6 protein-coding genes and 1 pseudogene are annotated in these 5,152 nt (G+C 65.0%); all 7 read left to right on the top strand.

All coding sequences use genetic code 11. The features are described from left to right. On the top strand, window positions 1-317 hold a 317-nt coding region (locus EN780_RS27145), incomplete at its 5' end, for a nuclear transport factor 2 family protein (RefSeq protein WP_133372730.1). A gap of 32 nt (window positions 318-349) precedes the next feature. Next, complete coding sequence (locus tag EN780_RS27140) at window positions 350-1,459, top strand: aldo/keto reductase (RefSeq protein ID WP_128275835.1); 1,110 nt, start codon at window positions 350-352, stop codon at window positions 1,457-1,459. 157 nt (window positions 1,460-1,616) lie between these two features. Then, complete coding sequence (gene pyrH / locus EN780_RS27135; RefSeq protein ID WP_127286038.1) at window positions 1,617-2,339, top strand: UMP kinase; 723 nt, start codon at window positions 1,617-1,619, stop codon at window positions 2,337-2,339. A gap of 123 nt (window positions 2,340-2,462) precedes the next feature. Next, window positions 2,463-3,017, top strand: a complete 555-nt coding sequence (gene frr / locus EN780_RS27130; RefSeq protein ID WP_127286039.1) for a ribosome recycling factor — start codon at window positions 2,463-2,465, stop codon at window positions 3,015-3,017. A 20-nt stretch (window positions 3,018-3,037) separates the two neighbouring features. After that, window positions 3,038-3,769, top strand: a pseudogene (locus tag EN780_RS27125) (isoprenyl transferase); the annotation flags it as partial. 11 nt (window positions 3,770-3,780) lie between these two features. Next, entirely contained in the window at window positions 3,781-4,596 is an 816-nt protein-coding gene (locus EN780_RS27120) for a phosphatidate cytidylyltransferase (protein WP_128275834.1), read from the top strand. 103 nt (window positions 4,597-4,699) lie between these two features. Then, window positions 4,700-5,152, top strand: a 453-nt coding sequence (locus EN780_RS27115) for a site-2 protease family protein (protein ID WP_133372729.1), incomplete at its 3' end; no start/stop codon positions are given.

The raw sequence follows: 5,152 nt of genomic DNA, 5'->3' as shown, positions 1-5,152 counted from the left end.
TCTCCGGACAGCCGCCGGCCACCATCCCTTCCGACGAGCTGATCGGCACATGGTCGGCGAACCTCAAGGGGAGCAAGACCAGCCTGCACCTGCGCACCAACCACCAGGTGGCATTCGACGGCAATGGCGCCACCGTGTCGTCGAACGGCTACGCCTGGAACCGGATGGAAGGCAATGGCGACCCGCTCTGGGAAGTCTGGGGCACCTACGAACACCACCTGGCCCGCACGCAAGCCGGCTGGAAAGTGGATGGGTTCACGTTCCTCATGACGCACGAGCGCGGCAACCCGTGGGTCAAGGCCACTCCCGGCCGCTGAAAGGCGGCGTCAATCTGGATCGGAACAACACCATGACTATGAGCTACTACACGCTCGGCAACAGCGGCCTTCGGGTAAGTCGTCTCGCACTCGGCACCATGACGTTCGGCACCGAATGGGGCTGGGGAGCCGACCGGGAAACCGCCCGCTCGATGTTCGACGCCTATGTCGAGGCAGGCGGCAATTTCTTCGATACGGCCGACCTCTACACCAATGGCACGAGCGAGACCTGGCTCGGCGAATTCGTCGCCCAGCGCGGGCTGCGCGACAAGGCAGTGATCGCCACCAAGTTCACCATGAACACCGAGCTCGGCAATCCAAACAGCGGCGGCAATGGCCGCAAGAACATCATGCGCGCGGTGGAGGCCTCGCTCAGGCGACTCGGCACGGACTACATCGACCTCTACCTGCTTCACGTCTGGGACCGGCTGACGCCGGCCGAAGAGGTCATGCGCACGCTGGACGACCTGGTGCGCGTGGGCAAGGTGCGCCATATCGGTCTGTCGGACGTGCCGGCCTGGTATGCCGGCCGCGCCCAGGCGATTGCCGAATTGCGCGGCTACGAGCCGGTTTCGGCCTTGCAGCTCGAATATTCGCTCGTCGAACGTTCGATCGAGCATGAGTTCGTCCCCTTCGGCACGCGTCACGGGGCGGGCATCATGGTCTGGAGCCCGCTGGCCAGCGGCTTGCTCAGCGGCAAGTATCGGCCGGCGCAGGCCGGAAATGCCGGCCGGCTCGATGGGTTCCGCAACACCACCCATCCGGGGTTCCAGAAATTCACCGAGCGCAACTGGAAGATCGTGGCGGAGCTCGAAAAGGTTGCCGCCGAACTCGGCCGCAGCATGCCGCAGGTGGCGCTCAACTGGGTGGCGACGCAGCCGGGCATCGCCTCGGTCATCCTCGGCGCCACGAAGCTCGGCCAGCTGCAGGACAATCTCGGCGCGCTGGATTTTTCGATTCCCGCCGATCTTCGCGGCAGGCTGGACGAGGCGAGCCGGTCCCCCGCGCCATTCCCCTATTCCTATTTCGGTTTCGAGATACAGGGCCGCGTCACTGGCGGCGCCACGACAGGCGACAAACCTGCGGGCTATGCGTCGCCGGTGCTCATCGAAGGCGAAGCCGTCAGCGTTGCCAGCGACTGATCGGCCGCAGTCCGCAAGCGGGGATTGCGCAGGGGCGCCGCGTGACATCGCGGCGCCCTTCGTGTATCGGAACTCGCATCGCGCCGCTGTTTTGGGCGCGGCGCCTGCGCGAGGGCGGCCACCCCAGGCGCATCACACGCACAATGACGAGGTTCAGATGACGGCGAAGCCCCTCTACCGACGTGTCTTGCTGAAAGCGTCGGGCGAAGCGTTGATGGGCGAGCAGCATTTCGGCATCGATGTCTCGGTCGTCGACCGCATCGCCGCCGATATCGCCGAGGCGCGCGCGATGGGCATCGAGGTTGGTGTCGTCATCGGCGGCGGCAACATCTTTCGCGGCGTGGCGGTTGCGTCCAAGGGCGGCGACCGCGTCACCGGCGACCACATGGGCATGCTTGCCACCGTCATCAACTCGCTGGCGCTGCGCACTTCGCTGAACAAGATCGGCGTCGAGGCCGTGGTGCTGTCGGCAATCGCCATGCCGGAGCTTTGCGAGAGCTTCTCCCAGCGCCAGGCCACTGCCTACATGAATCAGGGCAAGGTCGTCATCTTCGCCGGCGGCACCGGCAATCCGTTCTTCACCACCGATTCGGCCGCGGCGCTGCGCGCCGCCGAAATCGGCGCCGACGCGCTGTTCAAGGGCACCCAGGTGGATGGCGTCTACTCCGCCGATCCCAAGAAGGACCCCAACGCGACCCGCTTCGAGCGCATCAGCCATGCCGAAGTGATCAAACGCGGGCTTTCGATCATGGATACGGCAGCGATTGCACTTGCGCGCGAAAACAACATTCCGATAATCGTCTATTCGATCCACGAGAAGGGTGGTTTTGGCGAGATTCTGAGGGGCGGCGGCCGCTGCACGGTCGTTGCGGACGATTGATCCGGAGCGTGATCCGAACCGGAAGCCCGCTAATGAAAGCGACAGCCGGTTTTCGGAACGAGGCTCGAGCACGGGGCCGTTGCCCTGAACAGTGAACCCGGCAAACGGGTCGAGGAGACGATGATGAGTGGTGAGTTCGACGACCTCAAGCGGCGCATGGACGGGGCGATCGCCGCTTTCCGGCATGATCTGGCCTCGCTGCGCACCGGGCGCGCGTCCAGCAACCTGCTCGACGCGATCCAGGTCCAGGCTTACGGCACCTCGATGCCGATCAACCAGGTGGCGAACGTATCCGTGCCGGAGCCGCGCATGCTTTCGGTGTCGGTCTGGGACAAGGCGATGGTCGGCGCCGTCGACCGTGCGATCCGTGAATCCAATCTCGGCTTCAACCCGATCGTCGACGGCACCAATCTCAGGATCCCGCTGCCCGAACTCAACGAGCAGCGCCGCAAGGAACTGGTCAAGATTTCGCACGGCTATGCCGAGAATGCCCGCGTCGCTGTCCGCCATGTCCGCCGTGACGGCATGGATTTCCTCAAGAAGGCCGAAAAGGACGGCAATATCGGCGAGGACGATCACCGCAAGCGTTCCGACCAGGTGCAGAAACTGACCGACGAGATGATCAGCACCATCGACCATCTGCTTTCCGATAAGGAAGCTGAAATCATGCAGGTTTAGGGTCGGTCCTTCACCGGCCCGAAAGCGAGACCATGGCAACGCCCGCGCATGTCGCGATCATCATGGATGGAAATGGACGCTGGGCCAAGGCGCGCGGCATGCCGCGGCTTGCCGGCCATCGCGCCGGCGTCGAGGCCTTGCGCAAGACGGTGCGCGCCGCGCCTGGCCTTGGTATCTCGTTCCTGACCGTTTACGCCTTCTCGTCGGAAAACTGGTCGCGGCCCAAATCCGAGGTCAGCGACCTGATGGGCCTTTTGAAGCTGTTCATCCGCCGCGACCTTGCCGAACTGCACCAGAACGGCGTGCGGGTGCGAATCGTCGGCGACCGGTCAGGACTGCAGCCGGACATCAGGGGCCTGCTGCAGGAAGCCGAATCGCTCACCGCCGGCAACGAGTCGCTGACGCTGGTCATCGCCTTCAACTATGGCGGGCGTGACGAAATCGTGCGCGCGGCGCGCAAGCTTGCAGCCGCGGCCGTGCGCGGCGAGATCGACAGCGAGGCGATCACGGCGGAGTCCTTTGCCGGCGCGCTCGACACCGACGGCATTCCCGATCCCGAACTGGTCATCCGCACCAGCGGCGAGCTCAGGTTGTCCAACTTCCTCTTGTGGCAAGCGGCTTACAGCGAGCTGGTGTTCCTGCCTTGCTACTGGCCGGATTTCAGCCGCGAGCACCTGGCCGACGCGCTGCGCGACTTCGCCAGCCGCGAGCGCCGTTTTGGCGGGCTTGCCGCCCAAGACGTCGCTTCGTGAGCGGCGGCCAGATGAGCAACCTCCAGCTGCGCGTCATCTCGGCGCTCGTGCTGGCCGCCGTCACGCTCGGGCTCACCTGGCTCGGCGGCTTGCCGTTCCGCTTTCTCTGCACCTTCATCGTCTCCACCATTTTCTATGAGTGGTCACGCATGGCGCGCCCGGCAACCGGCGGTTCCCTGGGCTTCCTGCCGGAGGCGCTGCTGCTGGCCTTCATCGGCTTCCTGATAGCCGGCGTGCCTGCATCCTGGCTGCTCTCGCTCGTCGTGGTCATAGTTGTGGTCACGGCCGCCAGCGCTCAAATGCGCGGGGCGGCGCAATGGGACGCCGGCGGGCTGGCCTATGCGTCTCTCTCCGGCCTGTCGCTGGCGATGCTGCGCGACGGCGACCATTCCGGCCTGATTGCGATCCTCTTCCTGTTCGCCGTCGTCTGGGCGACCGACATAGCGGCTTATTTCGTCGGTCGCGCCGTCGGCGGCCCCAAGCTGGCGCCGTCGATCTCGCCCGGCAAGACGCAGAGCGGGGCGCTCGGCGGCGCCATTGGCGGCGTGATCGCGGGTGTGCTTCTGGCTTCGGTGGCCGGGGTCGGCAATCTCGGCATCCTTGGCCTTGTCGCCCTGGCTTTGTCGGTCGTCTCGCAAGCTGGCGACCTTTTCGAATCCTGGGTCAAGCGTCGCCATGGGCAGAAGGACTCGGGAAACCTGATACCCGGCCATGGCGGCGTCATGGACAGGGTGGACGGGCTTGTCGCGGCGGCGTTCGCCCTGTACGTCATCGGATGGATATCGGCGGGCGCCGATCATCCGGCACAGGGGCTGTTTCCGGTTTGAACCGCATGTCGTAGGGCGAGAGACGGGCTGCGCCACGGATTCGCCTGGATTGATGTCACAGTCGCGGCACGGCCTGCGTCGCGCACGATCTTGAGGACACGACTTGAACGAGATTCTTCACGCGTTGTTCAGCACGGAAGGCTTCGTCCTCGGCACGCTGGTGCCGTTCCTGTTCGTGCTGACCGTGGTGGTCTTCGTGCACGAAATGGGTCACTACCTCATCGGCCGCTTGTGCGGCATCGGCGTGAAGGCCTTTTCGATCGGCTTCGGCCCCGAGCTCTTCGGCTTCAACGACAGCCACGGCACGCGCTGGAAGCTCTGCGCCATACCGCTTGGCGGCTATGTGAAGTTCGTCGGCGACATGAATGCCACGTCGAGCCAGCCGAGCGCCGAGGACCTGGAAACGCTGAGCGCTGCCGAGCGCGCGGTCGCCTTCCACACCCAGCCGATCTGGAAGCGCGCAGCCACGGTGGTGGCAGGGCCGCTGTTCAATTTCCTGCTGACGATCGCCGTCTTTGCCGTGCTGTTTTCCGTCTATGGCCGCCCGGTGCTGGAT

The organism is Mesorhizobium sp. M4B.F.Ca.ET.089.01.1.1, assembly GCF_004022605.1.
Classification (GTDB): domain Bacteria; phylum Pseudomonadota; class Alphaproteobacteria; order Rhizobiales; family Rhizobiaceae; genus Mesorhizobium; species Mesorhizobium abyssinicae.
Note: the sequence above shows the minus strand (reverse complement) of the source record. Positions and strands in the feature narration are given on the sequence as shown.